This window comes from Bacillus sp. AFS088145 (assembly GCF_002564465.1).
Classification (GTDB): Bacteria; Bacillota; Bacilli; order Bacillales; family Bacillaceae_G; genus Gottfriedia.
Window position 1 is genome coordinate 1 of sequence record NZ_NUUX01000019.1, and the last position, 20,118, is coordinate 20,118.

A 20,118-nucleotide genomic window follows, 5' to 3' on the forward strand; every position below is an offset into this window, starting at 1 on the left:
TCCCATAGGAGTCGAGCAACATCCGCTCCAATCAACTTGTTCATCAAAAAAAGTCTGCAACAAAAACCTAATCAAATATCCTTCACTTAGTTTAAAATAACTATTGTTTATTAATCAATTTGTAGGTCAATTAATATTTAATTTATAAACTAATCAATTGAATTTGTTTTTGTAAAAATTAGCTCATAATATTTTTATTCTCTGAAAAAAACCATCACTAGTGTTATTGGAATCATATAAATGCTAACACATATTAACATTTAAAACCATTAATAGAACATCCAAAAAATTAATTTAATCATTGATAAATGTTCACTTAATGTACGTTTTCCCTAATGACCGTTTTATATTTCAAGCATTTTGAACGATTAATTTTTAGTTTTAAATTGCTTAAAAATGATTTATCATTTATTATTTGCCCATGAGATGAATGCGGTGAAAATAACTTATGGGGGTTACATTATGAAGGTTTTACTTTTTGGAGCAACTGGAATGGTTGGTCAAAGTGTATTAAGAGAATGCTTACAAGATCCTTCTGTTAGCTCGATTTACTCAATTGGTCGTAGTATTACAGGGATTCAACATGAAAAATTCTATGAAATTAAGCATTCTAATCTGCTTGATTTATCTCAAATTGAAAGTCAATTATCTGGATTTGATGCATGTTTTTTTTGTTTAGGTGTTTCATCATTTAGAATGACAGAGGAAGATTATCGTAAGATTACATATGACCTTACCCTATCCATCGCACGTACATTATCAATATTGAATCCTCAAATGACTTTCATTTATGTCACTGGATCAGGTACCGATCGTACTGAGAAAGGTCGTATAATGTGGGCTAGAGTGAAGGGAAAAACAGAAAATGATTTGTTAAAGTTACCGTTTAAAGCTGCATACATGTATCGACCAGGTGCAATCATTCCACATAAAGATATAAAATCAAAAACTAAACTATATCAATACGGTTATAACGTTACTAAACCTATTTATCCAATACTAAAAAAAGTCTTTCCTAACTCAATCACAACTTCAGAACAAATTGGTCGATCAATGATCAATATTGCAAAAGCTGGTTATCATAAGCCAATAATTGAGGTTGAAGATATTAATAGGACTGCAGAAAAGAGATAAGTAAAAAGGGTATAGGGAAAAGATTTTTCCATCTTTCCCCCATTCCTCTCACCGTTAAGTATTTAAATATGGAGCTCCTCGTCTTGTGTTGGCTGCTGAAGATGCGTCTTCACTTGTATCTAAGTATGGACTGCCACCTTCGTCATAATTAATTTTATTAGAATCATCATTTTCGCTCGTGTCCAAGTATGAGTTAGTAGCAACGTGGATATGATTGTCATCAGTTTTTCTTGATTGATTATCTTTTGACATTATTATTTCACCTCTGTATTTATATTGTGTATCGATATAAATTTTAAATTACAGGTAGTTTGAGGGAATTAATTATTTAGGTTTATTTCAAAGGTTTAATCATTTTGAACTTCATTTTTCTTCAGTCAAAGTGCTCTTGGCAATAACAGCAAAAAAGGATAGATAATCCAATGAATTCTAGATTATCTATCCTTTTATTTATTTTATCCTTAGTTAACAGCTACATCTTCTAATACTCGGACAAATTCACCTTTATTAACTGGATAACCAGCTTCAGCGATTTTAACTTTTACAATTTTACCGATCATGTCTTCTGTTCCTTCGAACACGACTTTTAGATAATTGTCTGTGTAACCTATTAATAGACCTTCTGCGCCATCTTCAGTATACTTTTCTTCCGGAATAACTTCTAGAACATCTCCATCAAACATTGATGCGTATTCTTTTGCAAGCTGATTTGATAATTCAATTAAACGATGTACACGTTCATTTTTAATTTCTTCGTCAACTTGATCTTCCATACGTGCAGCTGGTGTACCTGTGCGCTTAGAGTATGGGAATACATGTAATTCAGAGAATTTATTATCTCGAATGAAATTGTACGTTTCCATGAACTCTTCTTCAGATTCACCTGGGAAACCTACGATTACATCAGATGTAATTGAACAGTTTGGTAATACTTCGCGTAGTTTTTCAATTCTTTCAGCAAATTCAGCCATTGTATATTTACGACGCATACGTTTAAGGACAGTATCTGACCCCGATTGTAATGGTACGTGTAAATGACGAACTACAATATTTGAATGACGAAGAACTTCAATAACTTCATCTGTAATTTGACTAGCTTCAATTGAAGAAATACGAACACGTTTTAATCCTTCTACTGTTTCTAAATCTTTTAATAACATTGCTAAGTTGTAATCTTTCATGTCTTGACCGTATCCACCTGTATGAATACCAGTTAAAACAATTTCCTTATAGCCTGATTCAACTAATTGCGTAGCTTGTTTTACAACTTCTTTTGGATCACGAGAACGCATTAAACCACGTGCCCATGGAATAATACAAAACGTACAGAAGTTATTACAACCTTCTTGAATTTTTAAAGAAGCACGTGTACGGTCAGTAAAAGCAGGTACATCTAACTCTTCATAAACTCGTGCTTTCATAATATTTCCTACGCCATTAATTGGTTGACGCTCTACTCGATATTGCTCGATATAATCCAACATTTTAGTACGGTCCTGGGTACCAACAACGATATCCACCCCAGGAATTGCCATGATTTCGGCTGGAGATGTTTGTGCATAACATCCAGTTACACAAATTACTGCATCTGGATTTTTGCGCACGGCACGACGGATTACTTGTCTACTTTTTTTGTCACCTGTATTTGTAACTGTACAAGTATTAATTACATAAACATCAGCTTTTGTCTCGTATTCAGTACGTTCATAGCCTGCTGCTTTAAACAGTTGCCAAATTGCTTCTGTTTCGTAATGGTTAACTTTACAGCCTAATGTATGAAAAGCTACTTGTGGCATTTCTTCACCCCATTAATTCAAAATGAAAGGAGGCAGCAGCTAAAACATAAAATGGTGCTGTTTCTGTTCGTAGAATTCTTGGTCCAAGTCCACATAGCTTAGCACCTTTTTCTTCTAGCTGATTAACTTCTTTCTCTGACAAACCACCTTCTGGTCCGAAAACTACTAATAATCGTGAACCTTCCTTTAATGACTGGAATGTCTGAACAAGTCCTGCTGATTCTCCTGTTTTTGCACTTTCTTCATATGCAACAATACACGCATCATAATACTGTATTGAGTTAAGTAATTGTTGAAAAGATGTTGGCTGTTCCACGGTTGGGACAATAAATCGATATGATTGTTCAGCCGCTTCTTTTGCAATTTTTTGCCATCTATCAACCTTTTTACCAGCTTTTTTATCATCTAATTTGACAATTGATCTAGCTGCAGCAAAAGGTAAAAAACCAGAAGCACCAAGCTCCGTACCTTTTTGTATGATTAACTCTAGTTTATCACCTTTTGGTAGTCCACTAGCAATCATAATTGATATTGGCAGTTCATTTGTATTCTCAACATATTCTACAACAGCTGCAGTTATTTGTTCACTAGAAATATTTGTAAGTGTACAACGAACAGTTGAAGAACCTGGAACTGTACAAATGATTTCTTGATCTAGCTTCATTCTCATAACATTTGCGATATGATGAGCATCATCACCAGTTATTGTAACAAGATCATTTTGAAGCTGCGTTACTTCTATAAAATATCTTTGCATATTACATTCCTTGTTCTGGCTTTTTTGCAATAATTGCAACCCAGTCCTCTAAATGTAATACTTCCTTCACTTCAAAACCAACTCGTTTTAGCTCATTTTCGATGTCTTCTTGTTTAGCACCAATAATTCCTGAAGAAATAAATGTTCCACCTGGTTCTAAAACATTAAACACATCATCTACGAAACGAAGAATAATTTCAGCAAGTAAGTTTGCAACAACTACTTGGAACGGACCTTCAATACCTTGTAGTAAGTTACCTTGTCCAACTTTTATAACATCGTCAACTTTGTTTAATACAACGTTTTCTCTTGCACTTCGAACAGCTACATCGTCTAAGTCATAAGCTTCTATATTTGTAGAGCCAAGTTTAGCAGCTGCAATGCTTAATACTCCTGAACCAGTACCTACATCGATTACACGGTCAGTTGATTTAACTACTTTCTCAAGTGCACGAATACACATAACAGTTGTAGGATGAGTACCAGTGCCAAACGCCATTCCTGGATCTAATTCGATAATTAATTCGTCTGATGATTTAACTTCATACTCTTCCCAAGAAGGTACAATTGTAAATCGATCTGAGATTGAAATTGGATGATAATATTTTTTCCATGCAGTCGCCCAATCTTCTTCGTTTACTTCATGCACAGCGAATGTATTTTTTCCTAAATCAATATCATATGAAATTAAAGTATTAATTGCTTCTTTTATCCCATCGATCGTATCGTTTAAAAAACTATTCACAGGAAGGTATGCTTTGACGATTACACCTTCCTCTGGATAATCTTTTGGGTTAAGTTGGTAGATTTCACCGTAAACCTGTGCTCGCTCCTTCGTCAAATCAAACACATCCTCTATGACAACACCACTTGCACCAGCTTCGTGTAAAATGTTAGAAATCGGTTCAACCGCATCCTGTGTAGTGTGAATACTTAATTCTGACCATTTCATAAACTACCAACTCCATTCATACTCTTCTTTACTTGGCAATACCCTCTAATCATAGTCAGAATTAGAGGGTGCCATTAAATTACTTCTTCTATATTAGTGTTTCCACTTTTTACCTTAACTAACGTACTGAATTAATAACTTCCTTATTGTTCGCCAAAATTCTTAACTGCACGCTTTAACTTTGTAAAGAAAGAATCGTGTTTGTCGTCTTTTTGACCTTTGCCAATATTGTAAAACTCTTCAAGCAATTCTTTTTGACGGCTTGTTAGTTTTGTTGGTGTGATAACTTTTACGATTACGTGCTGATCACCTTGACCATAACCACGGACATCTTTGATTCCTTTACCTTTTAAACGCATTCTAGTACCAGTTTGCGTGCCAGCAGGAATTTTCGTTTTAACTTTACCATGTAATGTAGGAACTTCAACCTCATCACCTAATGCAGCTTGTGCAAAGGTTAATGGAAGCTCGCAGTATACGTCATTTCCGTCACGTTCAAAGAATTCATGCTCACGAACATGGAATGCAATATATAAATCTCCAGCAGGACCACCATTTTTACCTGGTTCTCCTTGGCCTGAAAGTCGAATTTGTTGTCCATCATCGATACCAGCTGGTACTTTAACCATGATTTTCTTACGAGTTTTCACTCGACCAGCACCATGACAAGTATTACATTTATCTTTAATAATCTGACCAGTACCTTGACAGTGTGAACATGTCGTACGGTTCACAATACGTCCAAATGGAGTATTTTGTTCAACACTCATTTGTCCTGAGCCCTGACAATGATTACAAGTTTCTTTTGATGTACCAGGTTTTGCACCTGAACCACTACATGTATGACATGTTTCTTCAGTTGGAATTTCAATTTCTTTTTCCATTCCAAATGCTGCTTCTTCAAATTGGATCGTCATTGTATATTGTAAATCAGCTCCAGCTCTTGGTGCGTTCGGGTCACGACGACGTCCACCACCAAAAAACTGACTGAAAATATCTTCAAATCCACCGAATCCGCCGTCGCCAAATCCGCCACCGCCGAAACCTTGGTTTGGATCTGTATGACCAAACTGATCATAATGAGCACGTTTTTGATCATCTGATAAATTTTCGTATGCTTCTTGCACCTCTTTAAACTTCTCAGGTGCATCAGGATCCTTATTAACGTCCGGATGATATGTCTTTGCTAATTTACGAAACGATTTTTTTATTTCATCTTGTGATGCACTTTTACTAACACCAAGCACATCATAGTAATCACGTTTACTCATAGTGTTACAATCCGCTCCTTTCACATAAAGAATATTTTAACACATCCTGTGCTTTTCTTAAAGAAAAAGAAGAAGTCAAAGCCAAGGCTTCCCTGACTTTGACTTCCCTTTTTTTAGATATATATATTGTCTAGTTCAAGGCGTTAGCCCCTCGAGGTCATAAGCCCAATAACGGTAAAAGTTAAAAACCAACTTTTTCCGTTATTGTTCTTATGCTTTTCGGGGCTGACCAAACGCCTTCCACTTTTCGTTATTATTTTTCGTCCTTAACTTCAGTAAACTCAGCGTCTACTACATCGTCTTGTTTCGCTCCGCCTTCAGCTCCACCTGCAGCTTGCTGTGCAGCAGCAGCTTGCTCATAAAGCTTCATTGATAAAGCTTGAACGATTTCAGAAAGAGCATCTTTCTTCGTACGGATGTCATCTAAGTTACCAGCTTCTAAAGCAGCTTTTAATGCGTCTTTAGCTTCGTTAGCTTTTGTAACCTCTGCTTCTTCAACTTTTCCTTCAAGATCTTTTAAAGTTTTCTCTACTTGGAATACTAATTGATCAGCTTCGTTTTTAAGATCTACTTCTTCTTTACGTTTTGCATCTGCATCAGCATTTAATTCTGCTTCTTTTACCATGCGTTCTACTTCTTCATCACTTAAACCTGAAGAAGATTGAATTACGATGTTTTGTTCTTTTTGAGTACCTAGGTCTTTCGCACGTACTGTTACGATACCATTTTTGTCGATATCAAACGATACTTCAATTTGAGGAATTCCACGTGGTGCTGGTGGGATATCCGATAATTGGAAGCGACCTAATGTTTTATTGTCATTAGCCATTGGACGCTCACCTTGTAGTACGTGAATGTCTACAGCAGGTTGATTGTCAGCAGCTGTTGAGAAAACTTGAGATTTACTTGTTGGGATTGTTGTATTACGTTCAATTAACTTAGTAAATACTCCACCCATTGTCTCGATACCTAATGATAATGGTGTTACGTCTAGTAATACTACGTCTTTTACATCACCAGTTAATACTCCACCTTGAATTGCAGCACCTAATGCTACTACTTCATCAGGGTTTACACCTTTATGTGGTTCTTTTCCTGTTTCTTTTTTGATTGCTTCTTGAACAGCAGGAATACGAGTTGAACCACCCACTAAAATTACTTTATCAATTTGACTAGCAGTTAAGCCAGAATCCTTCATTGCTTGACGAGTTGGGCCTAAAGTTCTTTCTACTAAGTTGTGAGAAAGCTCTTCGAATTTTGCACGAGTTAAGTTTAACTCTAAGTGTAATGGACCAGCTGCACCCATGCTAATGAATGGTAATGAAATTTGAGTTGAAGTAATACCTGATAAATCTTTTTTCGCTTTTTCAGCAGCATCTTTTAAACGTTGTAATGCCATTTTATCTTGGCTTAAATCAACACCGTTTTCTTTTTTGAATTCAGCTACTAAGTAATCAATGATAACTTGGTCGAAGTCATCTCCACCTAAACGGTTGTCACCAGCTGTAGCTTTAACTTCAAAAATTCCATCACCTAATTCAAGGATTGAAACGTCGAATGTACCGCCACCTAAGTCGTAAACTAAGATTGTTTGGTCTTCATCCATTTTATCTAAACCGTATGCTAATGCAGCCGCAGTTGGCTCATTGATGATACGTTCTACTTCTAAACCTGCGATTTTACCAGCATCTTTAGTTGCTTGACGCTCAGCATCATTGAAGTATGCAGGTACTGTAATAACTGCTTTCGTTACTGCTTCACCTAAATAAGCTTCAGCAGATGCCTTTAAGTTTTGAAGAATAATTGCAGAAATCTCTTGTGGAGAAAAATCTTTACCTTCAATGTTTTCTTTATGTGTTGTACCCATATGACGTTTAATTGACATGATTGTGTTAGGGTTTGTAATTGCTTGGCGTTTTGCTACTTCCCCAACTTGACGCTCACCATTTTTGAACGCAACAACTGACGGAGTTGTACGTCCACCCTCTGGATTCGGAATTACTTTTGGCTCTCCACCTTCTAATACTGCGACACAAGAGTTAGTTGTACCTAAGTCAATACCAATAATTTTACTCATTGCATGTTCCTCCTAAAATTTACAAAAGTTATATTTTAGTTTTTTTTAAAATATTTTATTTTTATGTTAGCGATTTAAATAGACGCTTAACGAATTACTCGTTTACTTTTACCATTGATGGACGAATTACTCTGTCCTTTAGCTTATAGCCTTTTTGGAATTCTTGTAAAACTTCATTAGATGGTTTAGAATCATCACTTTCTTGCATTACAGCTTGATGGACATTCGGATCGAATTGTTCACCAAGTGCTGGGATTTCTTCTACTCCTTCTTTTTTCACAGCTTCAACAAGTAAACGGTAAACCATTTCCATCCCTTGTTTTAATGAAGCAGTTTGCTCATCTGTTGCTTCAACTTGTAATGCGCGTTCGAAATTATCTAGTACTGGTAATAAATCCGTTACTAAACTTTGAGCACGATAAGTCATTAAAGATTGTTGGTCTAAAAGTGCACGACGTTTATAATTTTCGAAATCAGCATGTAGGCGTAAGTACTTATTTTCCTTCTCATCTACTTCTGCACGAAGTTTTTGAAGCTCTTCTTCAGAAGAATTCACATTGTCAGTTTTCTCTTCTGTATTTTCTTCTGTAAAGATTGAAGGTTCTTCAACAGTAGTTTCTTCATTCACTACTTCTTCATTTAAAAGTTCTTCCTGACGTTCTGTCATGTCACCTTCACCTCCTATTTTTTTATATGTAATCCATTGTTTCTTTTCACAATGGATTTATTCAACATCCTTAGATGAAAATAATAAATTCAATTGTCCTGTAATTAAATGCATTAATGAGATTACTCGGGAGTATTCCATTCGAGTTGGTCCTAATACTGCGATTGTACCAATTTGATCTTCACCTAAAGAATAGGTTGCGCTAATGATACTTACATTTTCTAATCCAGACTTTTCATTTTCCTTACCAATTTTGACACTTAAACCCATCTGTTCAAAAGGAATAATACTTTTTAGTTCATCTTGCTTTTCAATCATGTTTAACAATACTTTCATTGTCTCAACATTATGAAATTCTGGTTGAGCTAAAATATTCGTTTTTCCACTTAAAATCAGCTTTTGTTCAATCGGTACGTCAATAGTGCCACCAATCATCTTAATAACACTTTCATAATTCGAAATATGCGTACGTAAAATCATTGCAATTTCTTTATAAAGCTTGTCATTTATTTGATGAATTGGAACATTTACTAGTCGCTCATTTAATATATTTACCATTTTCTCAATATCACTCATAGACACACCAGGTGGTATGGTTACTGTTCGATTTTTAACAATACCTGTGTCTGTCACAATAATTGATACTGCTGTATTAGGTCCTATTGGAATAAGCTGAATATTTTTAAGCTTATTTTCAGTAACTTTTGGTCCTAGAGCAATTGTTGTGTAATTTGTTAAATCTGATAGTATATCGGCTGAATTTTTCACAAGCTTTTCTATTTCAAAAATACGCTCGGCAAAAATACCTTTTATCGAACGAACATCATCGTCATTAACAATTTGTGGTGATAACAGATGGTCTACATAAAAACGATACCCTTTTTCAGAAGGTATTCGACCTGCAGAGCTATGAGGCTTTTCAATATAACCAAGGTCCTCTAAATCAGCCATCTCATTTCGTATCGTTGCTGAACTAAATGAAATACCTTCCTTTTTAGATAAACTCCTTGAACCAACAGGTTGTGCCATGCGAATAAAGTCATCGATAATAATTTGGAGTATCAATAACTGTCTTTCAGTCAACATGTTTATCACCTCTATTAGCACTCTTATCTAGTGAGTGCTAAATATATTATTAACTTAACAAATCCTTTATACGATGTCAAGAAGTTAAGGGAAGGAATAAAGAAGTGCAGGATTAGTGGATTAGGAAACATTAAATAAAGCAGATCTATCTATTGCCCCTTATCTAATCCGCTTCTCCTTTTGTTCACACTTACTGCTTTTAAAGTAAAAATGCTTGAAATACTTCGTTTCCTAATAACTTTCCTTTGTGGGTTAATCGAAGAAATACTCCATTCATCTCGACTAATCCATCTTTCATTAGTTTTTCAATTACGTTCGGAAATACTTCATTAAAGTTTGAACCAAATTTTTCTTGGAACTTTTTTTCCGAAACGCCCTTCATTTTACGTAGCCCTAAAAACATTTCTTCTTCCATTATTTCTTGCTTCGTTACTGTATGCTCATGAACAATTGGGACACCAGTATCATCGATCAACTGAAAATATTTCTTTAATGGTCCTGCATTTGAATATCGAATTCCATTAATATAGCCATGTGCTCCTGCACCAAATCCAAAATACTCTTCATTTTTCCAATAAACAAGATTATGCTTACTTTCTAAGCCATTCTTTTCAAAATTGCTGATTTCATATTGATGAAAGCCTTTTTTCTCTAAATAGTTCATTAAAAAGTCATACATAGCCGCTTCATCTTCTTCTGGGGCTGGTTTAAGCTTGCCCCTATTCATTTCTATGTAAAAAACCGTTTTTGGTTCAATAATTAATGAATATGCTGAGATATGCTGAATCGGTAACTTCATTGCTTTATCTAAAGAATCAACGAATTGTTCCATTGTTTGACCAGGTAATGCATACATCAAATCAAGATTAATATTATCAATTCCAACTTCTTTGGCGGTTTGAATTGCTTCTTCTATTTCATTTGGTGAATGTGTTCTTCCAATCTTTTTCAGTAAACCTTCATCAAATGTTTGTGCTCCAAAACTAATTCGATTCACACCACCATCTTTTAAAATCTGTAGCTTCTCTTTTGAAATTTCGTTAGGATTACTTTCAAAAGTCATTTCGATTTCTTTTTTCCCTTTAATGATCTGTTTATTAATTATTTCTATTAAGCGCTCAGTTTGGGGTAATGTTAATGCAGTTGGAGTTCCTCCACCTACAAAAACTGTTTTCAAATCTGAAATCGGATTTCTTTTTAAACTTTCAACAATTTCTTTTTCTAGATAGTCTAAATATTGATCAACCGGCTGACGGTCCATCATAAATTTATTAAAATCGCAGTAGTAACAAATCTGCTGACAAAATGGTATATGAATATAAACGGAAGATGCCATACCTTCTCCTCTTTTCTATGTGAAAAGCCCCTGATCCAATACCTTCTAAGGTGCAGATTCAGGGACTCTTGTTGATTTCAACTTTATGATTGTATATTTTCTTATGATATTTGTCTAATTAATCGCTTTACTATTATTAATCATTATTTACATCTTACTTTTTATTCATAACAATTTGAGTAAAAAATTATCTATCTAAAATTTAAAAATGCCACCGCAAATAAATTACGGTGGCATCTTTAGATAATCATCCATTCTATAATTGATGATTTCCAAAATTAATTATTAATCATCCATACGTAAAACAGCCATGAATGCCTCTTGTGGAACCTCTACAGATCCAACAGCTTTCATTCGCTTTTTACCTTCTTTTTGCTTATCTAATAGCTTACGTTTACGAGAGATATCCCCACCGTAACATTTTGCTAATACGTTTTTACCCATTGACTTAATTGTTGAACGAGCAACGATTTTTTGTCCGATTGCCGCTTGAACTGGTACTTCGAACTGTTGTCTTGGAATAAGTTCTTTTAATTTTTCAACGATAATTTTTCCACGATCATAAGCAGCGTCTCTATGAACGATAAATGATAGAGCATCTACTTGTTCACCGTTTAATAAAATATCCATTTTCACAAGTTTAGACGCTTTGTAGCCAATTAACTCATAGTCAAATGAAGCATAGCCTTTTGTACTTGATTTTAATTGGTCAAAGAAATCATAAACAATTTCAGATAATGGAATTTCATAAGTTAACGTTACGCGGTTTGCATCTAAGTATTGCATATCGATAAAGTTACCGCGTTTCTTTTGACAAAGCTCCATGATTGCTCCTACAAAATCATTTGGAACCATGATTTTTGCTTTTACGTAAGGCTCTTCCACTCGATCAATTGATTGAGGGTCAGGCATATGAGCTGGATTATCAACTGTAATCGTTTCGCCTTTTGTTGTGTAAACACTATAAATAACACTTGGTGCTGTTGTAATTAAATCAATTTTGAATTCACGTTCAATACGCTCTTGAATGATCTCCATGTGTAATAATCCTAAAAATCCACAACGGAAACCAAATCCTAAAGCTTGTGAAGTTTCTGCTTCAAATTGTAAAGCTGCATCATTTAATTGAAGCTTTTCAAGTGCATCACGTAAATCATTATATTTAGAAGTATCAATTGGATATAATCCACAGAATACCATAGGATTTAATTTACGATAACCTGGTAGTGGTTCAGTTGCTGGATTCTCAGCAAGGGTAATTGTATCCCCAACGCGAGTATCTCCAACATTCTTAATAGAAGCTGTTAAGAAACCTACGTCACCTACAGTTAATTCATCTCGTTGTGTAGTACGAGGAGTAAATACACCAGCTTCAACTACTTCGAACTCTTTACCTGTAGCCATCATTTTAATTTTTTGACCTACTTTTACAGTACCTTCTACGATACGAATATAAGCTACAACACCACGATATGGATCGAATAATGAATCAAAAATAAGTGCTTTTAAAGGCGCATCTGGATCACCTGTTGGAGCTGGTACTTTTGCTACAACTTGTTCTAGAATATCTTCTATTCCGATTCCTGCTTTAGCAGATGCTAATACCGCTTCAGAAGCATCTAATCCAATTACATCTTCAACTTCTTGTCTTACACGTTCAGGCTCTGCACTCGGTAAGTCAATCTTATTAATAACTGGTAAGATTTCTAAATCATTGTCTAAAGCTAAATATACGTTCGCCAATGTTTGCGCTTCGATACCTTGTGCAGCATCAACTACAAGAATTGCGCCTTCACAAGCTGCTAAACTACGTGAAACTTCATAAGTGAAGTCGACATGTCCAGGTGTATCGATTAAATGAAGAATATATTCTTCTCCATTTTTAGCTTTATATTGTAACTGCACAGCATTTAATTTAATGGTAATTCCACGTTCACGCTCTAAATCCATTGAGTCTAATAGCTGAGACTTCATCTCACGCTGAGTTAGTGCATTTGTTTTCTCAAGAATTCTATCTGCTAATGTAGATTTTCCATGGTCAATGTGTGCGATGATTGAAAAGTTTCTAATTCTCTTTTGTCTTTCTGATCTTGACTCTTTATTCATTTCATCACTCCTAAATTTCTCGACAGCATAGATAGTTTTGATTATATCAAAAAAATAGGGAAATATTCAATCTCTATTAGCAGTATATGTCGAATGAAGTTTAGAAGGTCTAATTAAAGCTATCAATAATAGAAGGAATTTTTTCAACAATCTTAACCCCTTTTTCAGTTACATACGTAACAAAATGGGATAGTCCTTTACCAACAACTGTAAAATAATTAAATGCCCCTAATCTTTCTAAATGATCTTCTCTAATTGCTAGTCCTTCTTTCGTGTAATCTTTTCCAAAAAGTACTGGACCAGCTTTCCCATCTTCTTTTGAAATTTTCACTACATCGTCTACATGATAGTAATCAGTTGAAGTAACTTTACTTATTCCATCTTTCGCAACTTGCATACAAGTAATGATTGTTATCGAAAAAATGATGATTAGCGTAAAATACCGAACCATATATTTCATTTGTTTCTCCTCACTTATGAAATATTAATGAGTATATGAGCCCATATTGTCTTGATTAATTTTAGAATGCAGAGCAGCGTTCATACCGCCAGCAATAATATTTGCCATATCTTCAATAAATGTATCCACTTCTTTTGGTGTAACCATTAAGTTATGACCTAGTGGTGACAGTACTTCATGAATTAATTTCCGTTTTTCATTCTCTTCAAGTGTTCCTACAATCCCCATAAAAGCCATTCGTTCCTTTTCACTAGGCATATCTTCGTCGGTATACTTTTTCTTTTCTCCAAATGCCATTCCTGAGGGGATTAGCGCTTTAGCAGGCTTGTCTCCCTCTTTTATTTCTCGTCCAAAATGTTTTAAAATGAAGTCAATTGTATCACTTGTTATAGCAACAGCATCAACAACAGTTGGAACGCCTATAGCAATTACTGGAATACCTAGTGTTTCCTTACTTAATTCCTTACGTTTATTCCCTATTCCAGACCCTGGATGAATGCCATTATCTGTAATTTGGATTGTTGTATTTACTCGCTCAATGGATCTCGCTGCAAGTGCATCGATCGCAATGACAAAATCTGGTTTTACTTTATCAATAACACCTGAAATAATATCGCTCGTTTCAATACCAGTTATCCCCATTACCCCAGGAGATAGAGCACAAACTGGACGATAACCATCTTGTACACTTTCAGGCTGTAATTCAAAAAGATGCTTCGTAACAACTAAATTTTCAACAACCATTGGACCAAGTGCATCAGGCGTCACATTCCAATTTCCTAATCCGACTACTAAACAAGTTTGATCTTCCGTAATGCCTAAATTTTTTAAAAATGCAGAAAACTCGTTTGCAAAAACTTTTTCAACCTTTTCTTGAAGATCAGTATCTTGTTCACGAATACCTTGAACTTGAAGTGTTAAATAATTTCCTGGCTTTTTACCGATTCTTTCAGATGCCGATTCTTTAATATGAACATGAGAAATACTTACACCATCTGCTTCACGTTCTTTAACGATTACGCCGGTAATTTCTTCCTTTGTCTGTTCACGCTCCTCAAGCATCTCTTTTGCCTCTACTGCTAAATCTGTTCGAACACTATATTGACTTAAATCTAACTCACTCATTTATCTAGCCTCCACAATACTCATCGAAATTTAACAATTCTCTTCTTAACTAGTTTAGCTAGATGTTACCAATTCTAAACGAATTGTTTATTTTTCTTTTGAAAAGGCGAAAATAGCTTTATGAATTCTATTGCCAAATGGGACTTGTTTTGATAAAATAAGTTTTGTTCTATTTGTATTCGAGGCAAATTTCTCGACTGCATTCGGGAGGTGAAAGGTATGCCAAATATTAAATCAGCTATTAAACGTGTAAAAACAGCTGAAGCTCATCGTGCTCACAACGCATCTCTAAAATCAGAAATGCGTACTGCAGTGAAAACTGTTGAAGCTTTAGTTACTAATAACGAAACTGAAAAAGCGCAAGAAGCTTTATTAACTGCTTCTAAAAAATTAGATAAAGCTGTTAACAGTAATCTAATCCACAAAAACGCTGCTTCACGTCAAAAGTCTCGTTTAGCTAAAAAAGTTAACGCTATGAACGCGTAATGAATTAAATGGTGTCTCATTTGAGACACCATTTTTTCGTGCAATAAAGTTTTTCACTAGCGTTTTTTTAATACATATTTGCAATCGAACCATATATGTTAGTTTTAAAAAACGGGATCGCTTATCAAATAAGTTTATTAATTTCTCGAATCATAAACTCCATATAATCAATCGCATCTTTTCTTCTTGTAAAAATTGATTTGTAATATGATTTTTTATGTTCAGTTCGCAATCTCATTGACTCATTAATAATCTTATGCCATCTTTTGGGAACAACCTCTAAAACATATTCACCTGCTCCTACTTTCGATGTAATATCTTTTTCTTTAAATGTGTAATAAAGTCGAGAAACTCCCAAAATTCCCCATTCAATACTTCTTAAACTTACAAATAAACTCAAGTATTTAACTGTAGGGAACTTCTTACAGTTGTTTAACCAGCTAAGCCAATACGAATTAAGATTATCACCCATATTAGATAGTATTGTATCCCAGTTTACCAAAAGATCCACATTATCAATATTTATCCCTCTTACAGTTATGCCGTATTTTTTTAATTGAAAAGCATCTAAGGAGTTCTTTTGAAATTTATTTAAACCTTGAAACTTCCCATCATTGAAACGAATACTTGAATTTCCTTCTTTATTTAAGGACTCGATATCTTCATTAAGAATATACCACCCATCCAAAATTGTATTAGGAAACTTTTTTTGCACATCTTTATGAATTTCTTTCAATATTTTTAAATCGGCATCAGTTACTTTGCGCATTACAACAGCCATAAAATCGATATCACTAAATCCAATCTTATAAGCACCTAATGTAATCGACCCATAAAGATAAAAAGATTCAATTAAATTAGGTAATTTTAAATCAAAATAATGAAAATATGTATCTAATACAACGTTTATTTCTTTAGGAATTTCCTCCATTCAGCCATCTCCCAAATACCACTTCTTGGTAAACATTCACAATTACTACATTATAACAAATTGTAAAAAGTTATAGACGGAAAATTGCTGCCTTTTTATATCACAAAAATGGCAGTCCAATTTAATGCGATCGGACTGCCATTTGATTTGTTATTTAATTTTTTAATCTAATCATTTAATACTAAACTTCTTACAATTATTTATTTAATTGAAGAATCAACATTTCAAGGATCATAACCTTATCTCCTTGACCAGTCTTCATTTTGTAATCAACTTCAGCAATTAATCGTATTGCTTCTTTCAATTCACTTGCTTGAAAGTTATTCGCTTGCTTTTGCCCATAAAACACTCTTCCTGGTGATACACCAACTGAAGAGGCAATTTGATTATTTGAATATCCACTACTTGATAATTGTTTTATTCCATACAATAATCTAAACTGACTAGCTAACAATGCAACTATTTTTATCGGTTCTTCACCTATAAATAATAATTCATGAAGAATTTTAAGTGCCTCAGTTGTCTGTCTTACTGCTGTTTTTTCGATAAGAGAAAAAACGTTTTGTTCAATGGTTTTTGCTACCATCATCTCTACTAGGTCTGCATCAACTTCTCCTTCATTCCCAATAAACAATTGTAGCTTCTCACATTCAAGTTTTAAGATTGATAAATTATTTCCAACGAGTAATTTTAATTTTTCAATTGCTTCTTTAGTAATCGTTACATTTCCATTGAACCGCTCTTTAATCCAGCCGTCTAAATTACTCGTTTCAACAGGATGACACTCTACTAGCTCTACTTGTTTTTTTATCGCTTTTGTTACTTTTTTACGTTCATCCAATTTTTCAAAAGGAGCAACAAAAACAACAGTAGAAAAAGGCGCAGGATTTTCAATATAATCAAATAATGGTTCTATATCTTGTACAATTTTTTCTTTTTGAGCTGTTAAAAACAAACATGATTTTATGATGATAACTTTGTTTCCACCGAAAAAGGACGGTGTTTGAGCATCCTCAAGAGCTTCACTTAAATAAGACTCTTTTAAATCATATGTTTGATAGTTAAAATCATCAATTTCTCCTTGTAAAGCTGCTTTCACGATTAAGTTTTCTGCTTCTTGAAGTAAAAAATCTTCAGTACCTACCAATAAATACATTGGCGATACATTCTTTTTCAATTTTTTATGTAAATCATTAATCATGTTTTGCTCCTCTACACTAATTTTCTTAGTATAGTATAACATGTCCTACATGAGAAGGAAGAGATTAGTAAATACTAATCTCTAATTTATATTAACGTTTTAAATAAAGACCCGGTTTCTTCATTTAAAACGGTATAACTAAACAAACATACTATGGATTTTTTAGTTATATTGATTTATACTAAAATTGAATTAGGAGGGGTTATTTGTGAATACTTTTGAAAAAAATGTTCAAAGCAAACGTAATGATTCAACAGATTCTGGCGTTGGCTTTGCTGTTTCATTTGGTTTCTTCGCAACTCTATTTATCATCGCAACTATTGTGGAGTTTGTTACGCGATAATACATAGAATCAAATGATTGGACTGCCTCGGCAGTCTTTTTAATTTTCTTCTTGGTTTCTGTTATTTGTTTTACGATATGCTTTAAATGTATAAATGGTACCTTGTCCTCTTTTAAATTCATAAGTTATTGCACCAAGTTCATCAGTACGTAAGATTTTAACATTGTACTTTTTTAATCGATCAAGTACTTCTTTTGTTGGATGACCATATCGATTTTTTTCTCCAACTGAAATAATGCCAATTTTAGGCATAACTGCTCTAATAAATTTTTCAGAAGTAGAAGTTTTGCTCCCATGATGCCCTATTTTCAAAACATCTGCCTTTAAATCAGGATATTTAGAGATCAGCCGACTTTCTCCATTTTCATCTAAATCACCAGAAAATAGCCAATTCTTCCCGCCTATATGTGCCTTTAAAACAATTGACCCTTGGTTTTCCTCACCTACATAGTCTTTAATTGGTGAAATCACTTGAATATAATTTGTACCGATTTTCCAACTCATACCTTCGCTTATTTTTTTAATCTCGACTCCCTTTTTTACAGCTATATTCATTCTTTCTTTTTCTGCTGAAGTAAATTTCGTCTTGTCACCTACGATTAATTGCTTTACATTAAATGACTGTAGTACCTCCTTTCCACCTCCAATATGATCAATATCACCATGTGTAAATATTAATTTATCTATTTTACTAATTCCTTCTCCTTTTAATATTGGAATCAATAGATCATTTCCAGTTGAAAATGGTTTTTTACGCTTCATCCATGTTTCTTCTTTTCCAGTTAACTTACCCCCAGTATCAATTACATAATTCCCTTTATTAAAAGGCAATTTTATAAGTATACAGTCACCTTGCCCTACATCTATAAACATAATCTTTCCAACTGGATTAATAGAGGGATATAATAAATGCCCGAAAATAAGAATAAAAAATCCGATCAGGCAATTCATCAATAATTTCTTCCCTTTTTGACTTTCCATATAGTATAAAATTAAAAATATTAGTACGATATAGATAAACAGAATTCCTTTTGAAGGATGTATAAAAATCAACTTAATAAACGGTAATTGCATGCATATACTTAGCAATTTATCTGATATGTTAATAAAGAATGTCAGCAGTAAAGTTAACATTTCGCTGATTTCTAACTTAATAAAACTTAAACCAAAACAAAAAATACATAGTGGCATAATAATAAAACTAATATAAGGAATGAAAAGTAGGTTAATTATTATACTGTATGGTGATAATTCGTGAAAATTAAAAAGTAATATAGGTATTGATGCTAATTGGGTAATACTCGATGTATAAAGAGCCCTTGCATACCAAGATTTATAATTTAAAATTTGTTCAGAAGTTAAAACCAGTACAAAACTAGTTACAAAGGAAAATTGAAATCCAATATCATCAATATAATTTGGTTTTGCAAATAACATGATTATACAGGAAGTGAATAATAGTGAAGTAATGTCAACTTTCATTTTTGCCAACTTGTAGAAGCAAATTAGAACACCAATAATAACTGCCCTGACAACTGATGCTGAAGCACCTGCTAGAAAACCATACGACATAATACACAAAATCGTTATAAATAAGCTGGTTTCCTTCGTTACTCCAATTCTAATTAATAAAAAATAGATGCCAAGACTCAATAAACTAATATGAGAACCACTAATCGCAAGTAAATGCACAATTCCTACTATTTGATATTGAGATTCTGTAGTTGCATTCATTTTTGAACGTTCCCCAAATAGTAGAGCATTAATATACCCTTCTGTATTTGAATTGAAATTTACCTCTACATATTTAGTTAAGGCATGACGACTATAATTTATTGATTGAATGATGGTTCGTTTTCCATTTTCACAATCCCCTAAACTATTTGGATTAGCTGTAATAATCCAGTGAATCCCTTGATTTAATAAGTACTTCTTATAATTAAATAAGTATGGGTTCGAGCTTTCTAAAGGCAAAGTAACCTCACCTTTTACATCACAAATTTCACCTATTTTTCTTTTTTGAAAAACTTTTAATTGTTCTTTTGTATTAGCAAAACTATTTAGTAAGATTTCTTGATTATGGAGTTTAAATGTAAACGTAACTTTATTACCATCTATTATTGGGGTAGAGACGATCTCACCTTGAAAATTTTGCGAGGGCTTTGGTTTAGGGGAATTCAATTTATTGTTTTGAAGGTAACATATACTAGACGTACTACATAGCGAAATAATACAAATTAATAAAAGTAGCCATTTTTTCTTTCCGACTAATAAAATCATTAAAACCAGTAATATTAATATAAAGATTAAATTATAGCTTTTAAAAAAGACGATTGTTATTATTTGAACAAATACAATATAAGCCAGATAAATACTCATCTTAATTTAAT

The 20,118-nt window shown here is 33.6% G+C and carries 18 protein-coding genes; 3 read left to right on the forward strand and 15 right to left on the reverse strand.

Translation table 11 applies throughout. The features are described from left to right. The first annotated feature begins 462 nt into the window (after nt 1-462). Nucleotides 463-1,134, forward strand: coding sequence for a Rossmann-fold NAD(P)-binding domain-containing protein (locus tag COI44_RS12750; RefSeq protein ID WP_098428308.1), 672 nt, complete (start codon nt 463-465; stop codon nt 1,132-1,134). Between the two features lie 54 nt (nt 1,135-1,188). Here COI44_RS12750 and COI44_RS12755 read toward each other — a convergent pair whose 3' ends face one another. From COI44_RS12755 to gpr, 12 genes are all read right to left on the reverse strand, one after another. Continuing rightward, nucleotides 1,189-1,386 carry a hypothetical protein gene (locus COI44_RS12755; RefSeq protein ID WP_098428309.1) on the reverse strand — a complete coding sequence of 66 codons (198 nt, stop codon included), beginning with the start codon at nt 1,384-1,386 and terminating at the stop codon, nt 1,189-1,191. A gap of 209 nt (nt 1,387-1,595) precedes the next feature. Beyond that, nucleotides 1,596-2,930: a tRNA (N(6)-L-threonylcarbamoyladenosine(37)-C(2))-methylthiotransferase MtaB gene (gene mtaB / locus COI44_RS12760; RefSeq protein WP_098428310.1), complete on the reverse strand. Its 1,335-nt coding sequence runs from the start codon at nt 2,928-2,930 to the stop codon at nt 1,596-1,598. A 4-nt stretch (nt 2,931-2,934) separates the two neighbouring features. Further along, on the reverse strand, nt 2,935-3,687 hold the full coding sequence (locus COI44_RS12765; protein ID WP_098428311.1) for a 16S rRNA (uracil(1498)-N(3))-methyltransferase: 753 nt from the start codon (nt 3,685-3,687) through the stop codon (nt 2,935-2,937). 1 nt (nt 3,688) lies between these two features. Then, on the reverse strand, nt 3,689-4,639 hold the full coding sequence (gene prmA, locus COI44_RS12770; protein ID WP_098428312.1) for a 50S ribosomal protein L11 methyltransferase: 951 nt from the start codon (nt 4,637-4,639) through the stop codon (nt 3,689-3,691). Between the two features lie 143 nt (nt 4,640-4,782). After that, the gene (gene dnaJ / locus COI44_RS12775) at nt 4,783-5,910 is read right to left on the reverse strand and encodes a molecular chaperone DnaJ (RefSeq protein ID WP_098428313.1); all 1,128 of its coding nucleotides are present in this window, start codon (nt 5,908-5,910) and stop codon (nt 4,783-4,785) included. A gap of 253 nt (nt 5,911-6,163) precedes the next feature. After that, entirely contained in the window at nt 6,164-7,987 is a 1,824-nt protein-coding gene (gene dnaK, locus COI44_RS12780; RefSeq protein ID WP_069035092.1) for a molecular chaperone DnaK, read from the reverse strand. A 94-nt stretch (nt 7,988-8,081) separates the two neighbouring features. Beyond that, a complete protein-coding gene (grpE, locus tag COI44_RS12785; protein WP_056472839.1) occupies nt 8,082-8,654 on the reverse strand; it encodes a nucleotide exchange factor GrpE in 573 nt (190 codons plus the stop codon). Between the two features lie 57 nt (nt 8,655-8,711). Next, on the reverse strand, nt 8,712-9,740 hold the full coding sequence (gene hrcA, locus COI44_RS12790) for a heat-inducible transcriptional repressor HrcA (RefSeq protein WP_098428314.1): 1,029 nt from the start codon (nt 9,738-9,740) through the stop codon (nt 8,712-8,714). A 199-nt stretch (nt 9,741-9,939) separates the two neighbouring features. Continuing rightward, nucleotides 9,940-11,076, reverse strand: a complete 1,137-nt coding sequence (gene hemW / locus COI44_RS12795) for a radical SAM family heme chaperone HemW (RefSeq protein ID WP_098428315.1) — start codon at nt 11,074-11,076, stop codon at nt 9,940-9,942. A 285-nt stretch (nt 11,077-11,361) separates the two neighbouring features. Beyond that, nucleotides 11,362-13,182, reverse strand: a complete 1,821-nt coding sequence (lepA, locus tag COI44_RS12800) for a translation elongation factor 4 (RefSeq protein ID WP_098428316.1) — start codon at nt 13,180-13,182, stop codon at nt 11,362-11,364. Between the two features lie 109 nt (nt 13,183-13,291). Then, nucleotides 13,292-13,642, reverse strand: a complete 351-nt coding sequence (locus COI44_RS12805; RefSeq protein WP_069035097.1) for a DUF3679 domain-containing protein — start codon at nt 13,640-13,642, stop codon at nt 13,292-13,294. Nucleotides 13,643-13,666: 24 nt separating this feature from the next. Next, on the reverse strand, nt 13,667-14,767 hold the full coding sequence (gpr, locus tag COI44_RS12810; RefSeq protein ID WP_098428317.1) for a GPR endopeptidase: 1,101 nt from the start codon (nt 14,765-14,767) through the stop codon (nt 13,667-13,669). A gap of 219 nt (nt 14,768-14,986) precedes the next feature. Here gpr and rpsT point away from each other — a divergent pair, with 219 nt between their 5' ends. Continuing rightward, nucleotides 14,987-15,253: a 30S ribosomal protein S20 gene (rpsT, locus tag COI44_RS12815; RefSeq protein ID WP_056472820.1), complete on the forward strand. Its 267-nt coding sequence runs from the start codon at nt 14,987-14,989 to the stop codon at nt 15,251-15,253. A gap of 124 nt (nt 15,254-15,377) precedes the next feature. On the opposite strand, the gene COI44_RS12820 is transcribed toward rpsT, so the two are convergent. Together COI44_RS12820 and holA are read right to left on the reverse strand one after the other, a co-directional pair. Beyond that, nucleotides 15,378-16,184, reverse strand: a complete 807-nt coding sequence (locus COI44_RS12820) for an aminoglycoside adenylyltransferase domain-containing protein (RefSeq protein WP_098428318.1) — start codon at nt 16,182-16,184, stop codon at nt 15,378-15,380. A 196-nt stretch (nt 16,185-16,380) separates the two neighbouring features. After that, a complete protein-coding gene (gene holA / locus COI44_RS12825) occupies nt 16,381-17,385 on the reverse strand; it encodes a DNA polymerase III subunit delta (RefSeq protein ID WP_179887108.1) in 1,005 nt (334 codons plus the stop codon). A gap of 208 nt (nt 17,386-17,593) precedes the next feature. Here holA and COI44_RS12830 point away from each other — a divergent pair, with 208 nt between their 5' ends. After that, a complete protein-coding gene (locus tag COI44_RS12830) occupies nt 17,594-17,728 on the forward strand; it encodes a YqzM family protein (RefSeq protein ID WP_097978154.1) in 135 nt (44 codons plus the stop codon). Nucleotides 17,729-17,767: 39 nt separating this feature from the next. On the opposite strand, the gene COI44_RS12835 is transcribed toward COI44_RS12830, so the two are convergent. Next, a complete protein-coding gene (locus COI44_RS12835; protein WP_098428320.1) occupies nt 17,768-20,107 on the reverse strand; it encodes a DNA internalization-related competence protein ComEC/Rec2 in 2,340 nt (779 codons plus the stop codon). Nucleotides 20,108-20,118: the final 11 nt, after the last annotated feature.